Raw genomic sequence first — 3,760 nt, 5'->3', positions numbered from 1 at the left:
GCGTCGGGCCATGCCCGGCGAACGCAGTGGCGCTGTTCGAAACGCCCGCCTGCGCACAGCTTTCGTTCCACCGCTGCGCCCGCAGCGCAGCATGGGAATTCTGCGTGGCGCCCTATAATCCGCGCTTTCCCCCTGATGAGTTCCACCCCGATGGCGCAGCAAACGATGAAGGCCCTGGTCAAGCGCGAAGCGGCCAAGGGCATCTGGATGGAAGAGGTTCCGGTGCCAACCCCGGGCCCCAACCAGGTCCTGATCAAGCTGGAAAAGACCGCGATCTGCGGCACCGACCTGCATATCTACCTGTGGGACGAATGGAGCCAGCGCACGATCAAGCCGGGCCTGACCATCGGCCATGAGTTCGTCGGCCGCATCGCAGAGATCGGCCCGGGCGTGACCGGCTACGAGATCGGCCAGCGCGTGTCGGCCGAAGGCCACATCGTCTGCGGCCACTGCCGCAACTGCCGCGGCGGTCGTCCGCACCTGTGCCCGAACACCGTCGGCATCGGCGTCAACGTCAACGGTGCGTTCGCCGAATACATGGTGATGCCGGCCAGCAACCTGTGGCCGATCCCCGACCAGATCCCCTCCGAGCTGGCCGCCTTCTTCGACCCGTACGGCAATGCCGCGCACTGCGCGCTGGAATTCAACGTCATCGGCGAAGACGTGCTGATCACCGGCGCCGGCCCGATCGGCATCATCGCGGCGGGCATCTGCAAGCACATCGGTGCACGCAACGTGGTGGTGACCGACGTCAACGACTTCCGCCTGAAGCTGGCCGCCGACATGGGCGCCACCCGCGTGGTCAACGTCGCCAACACGTCGCTGAAGGACGTGATGAAGGAACTGCACATGGAGGGCTTCGACGTGGGCCTGGAAATGAGCGGCAACCCGCGCGCGTTCAACGACATGCTCGACTGCATGTACCACGGCGGCAAGATCGCCATGCTCGGCATCATGCCCAAGGGTGCCGGCTGCGACTGGGACAAGATCATCTTCAAGGGCCTGACCGTGCAGGGCATCTACGGCCGCAAGATGTACGAGACCTGGTACAAGATGACCCAGTTGGTGCTGTCCGGCTTCCCGCTCGGCAAGGTCATGACCCACCAGCTGCCGATCGACGACTTCCAGAAGGGCTTCGACCTGATGGAAGAAGGCAAGGCCGGCAAGGTGGTCCTCAGCTGGAATTGACCCTTCGGGTCAATTCCCCCGCAGGTTTCCTTATCCCTGCGCCGTCGGCGCGCCCCCTTGAACAACAAGGGGGCTCTCCTCCAGATGGGATCAAGAACGCTGCGGAATCGAAAAAGGCGCCCATTGGGCGCCTTTTTCGTGAAGCGTGCCAGGCAAGCCAGGCAAGCCAGGCACCTACCGTAACGCCTGCGGCGTTACTTGCCTACGGCCACGCTCAGCATCACCCGGCTGTGGGCCAGCTTGCCGGAGTTGTCGCGGCCGTTGCCATCGGTGCCGTAGTAACCCAGGCCGACATTGAACAGGCCGAACTGGCGGGCGACGCCGACGTTCCAGTCGGTGTAGTCCTTGGCGATACCGTCCTCGAAGGTGCTGCGGCCGACGTTGGCGTTGAGCGTGAAGTCCTTCGGCAGGCCCCAGCTGCCACCCAGGCCGAAGTACCAGCCGTCGGTGCTGCTGTTCCACACATCGTTGCTGTAGGCCACCGTCAGCTTGTAGGTGTCGTCCAGCGTGGTGGTGGTGATCAGCTCGTTGTAGTTCTGGTGGCTGGCCTTGAGGTAGGTGTAACGGTTCAACAGCACGTCGAAGTTGACGCGCTCGGTCACGTCCACGCCGTAGCCGATAAGGTAGTCGACCTCGGTATTCGGATCGCCCGGACCGAAGTCCACGCCCGAACCCCAGACACCGGCATACAGGCCAACCGGGCTGGTGTAGGTGAAGCCGGCCTGCAGGGTCGGATCCTCATCGGTCTGCGACACACCACGGAACAGGTAGTCCGAGACGGCGGTGACGTTCCAGCTGTACGGAGATTCGTTGTCCTGGGCGCTGGCGGCGAACGGCGCGAGCGTCAGGGCGGCGGCAATGGCGAGGCAGGCACGGGCGTGCTTCATGAGCGTCTCCGGTGGGGTCGGTGGCGTGGAAGGCGGGGATCTGCAGCGGGCGCAGCAACCGGAGCCAGACAGCCCCGGTTCACGAATTTTTAACCCGTTTGCTATTGCGATGCAACATGTGCCGGCCATGGCGGTGCCCCATCCGGCCCGGTCCGCAGCCGTCGATGCCCGGTAGAATCAGTGGTTTCCCGTGCTGAGCCGTGCCCACGCCATGACCGACTCCTCCGCCCTGACCCGCCACTATGCTGAGGAACTGGACGCCATCCGCGCCCAGGGCCTGTTCAAGTCCGAGCGGATCATCACCAGCCCGCAGTCCGCCGAGATCACCCTGGAAGACGGCCGCAAGGTGCTGAACTTCTGTGCCAACAACTACCTCGGCCTGGCCGACCATCCTGACCTGATCCAGGCCGCGAAGGACGCGCTGGACAGCCACGGTTTCGGCATGGCATCGGTGCGCTTCATCTGCGGCACCCAGGACCTGCACAAGCAGCTGGAGAAGCAGATCGCCGACTTCTTCGGCAAGCAGGACACCATCCTGTACGCGGCCTGCTTCGACGCCAACGGCGGCCTGTTCGAACCGCTGCTGGGCGAGAACGACGCGATCATTTCCGATGCACTGAACCATGCCTCGATCATCGACGGCGTGCGCCTGTGCAAGGCCAAGCGCTTCCGCTACGCCAACTGCGACATGGCCGATCTGGAAGCGCAGCTCCAGGCCGCCGATGCGGCCGGCTGCAAGACCAAGCTGATCACCACCGACGGCGTGTTCTCGATGGACGGCTTCATCGCGCCGCTGGACGAAATCACCGCGCTGGCGAAGAAGTACAACGCGCTGGTCCACATCGACGAATGCCATGCCACCGGCTTCCTCGGCGCGTCGGGCCGCGGCTCGGCCGAGGTCAAGGGCGTGCTGGAGAAGATCGACATCATCACCGGCACCCTGGGCAAGGCCATGGGCGGCGCGCTGGGTGGCTTCACCTGCGCCAGCGCCGAAGTGATCGAGCTGCTGCGCCAGCGCTCGCGCCCGTACCTGTTCTCCAACTCGCTGCCGCCGCACGTGGTCGCCGCCGGCATCAAGGCGTTCGAGATGCTGGCCGCGGCCGATGACCTGCGCAGCACCCTGGCCGCCAACACCACCTACTTCCGCGAGAAGATGACCGCTGCCGGCTTTGACGTGAAGCCCGGCGTGCATCCGATCAGCCCGGTGATGCTGTACGACGCACCGCTGGCGCAGAAATTCGCCGAGCGGCTGCTGGAAGAAGGCATCTATGCGATCGGCTTCTTCTTCCCGGTGGTGCCCAAGGGCCAGGCCCGCATCCGCACCCAGATCAGCGCCGCGCACAGCCGCGAGCACCTGGACCGCGCGATCGATGCATTCACCCGCATCGGTGTCGAGCTGGGCGTGATCAAGGGCTGATCATCCACGGATAACGCCGGGCCATGCCCGGCGGGTTCCCGATAGCCGCGCCATGCGCTCGCCGGGCACGGGCCCGGCGCTACCCATCAGGGCGTGCCGACCAAGGTCGGCACCTGCCAGGCCTTATTTCTTCTTTTTCTTCTTGTCCCTGGGCTCGTCCTTGCTGGCGACCACCACCGGCTTGGCGACAGCATCCTGCCCGTTGCCCTTGGCAACGCGGATGCCATTGGCTTTCATCCAGGCATCGAACTGGTCGGCGGTCATCTTC

Annotated in this window: 3 protein-coding genes; 2 read left to right on the top strand and 1 reads right to left on the bottom strand. The window is 64.8% G+C overall.

The features are described from left to right. Positions 1-165: 165 nt before the first annotated feature. Positions 166-1,188 (top strand): L-threonine 3-dehydrogenase, encoded by a 1,023-nt coding sequence (tdh, locus tag AC1VAN_RS14705; protein ID WP_032952044.1) that lies wholly within the window; start codon positions 166-168, stop codon positions 1,186-1,188. Positions 1,189-1,382: 194 nt separating this feature from the next. On the opposite strand, the gene AC1VAN_RS14700 is transcribed toward tdh, so the two are convergent. Continuing rightward, the gene (locus AC1VAN_RS14700; protein ID WP_025878097.1) at positions 1,383-2,075 is read right to left on the bottom strand and encodes a TorF family putative porin; all 693 of its coding nucleotides are present in this window, start codon (positions 2,073-2,075) and stop codon (positions 1,383-1,385) included. 211 nt (positions 2,076-2,286) lie between these two features. On the opposite strand from AC1VAN_RS14700, the gene kbl reads away from it, so the two are divergent. Further along, positions 2,287-3,492 (top strand): glycine C-acetyltransferase, encoded by a 1,206-nt coding sequence (gene kbl, locus AC1VAN_RS14695; protein WP_032977415.1) that lies wholly within the window; start codon positions 2,287-2,289, stop codon positions 3,490-3,492. Positions 3,493-3,760 lie beyond the last annotated feature (268 nt).

Source organism: Stenotrophomonas sp. 05L44_2 (assembly GCF_056665995.1).
Note: the sequence above shows the minus strand (reverse complement) of the source record. Positions and strands in the feature narration are given on the sequence as shown.

Coding starts and splice junctions, on each gene's coding strand:
- tdh (WP_032952044.1), top strand. CDS start 166: ATGAAGGCCCTGGTCAAGCGCGAAGCGGCCAAGGGCATCTGGATGGAA.
- AC1VAN_RS14700 (WP_025878097.1), bottom strand. CDS start 2,075: ATGAAGCACGCCCGTGCCTGCCTCGCCATTGCCGCCGCCCTGACGCTC.
- kbl (WP_032977415.1), top strand. CDS start 2,287: ATGACCGACTCCTCCGCCCTGACCCGCCACTATGCTGAGGAACTGGAC.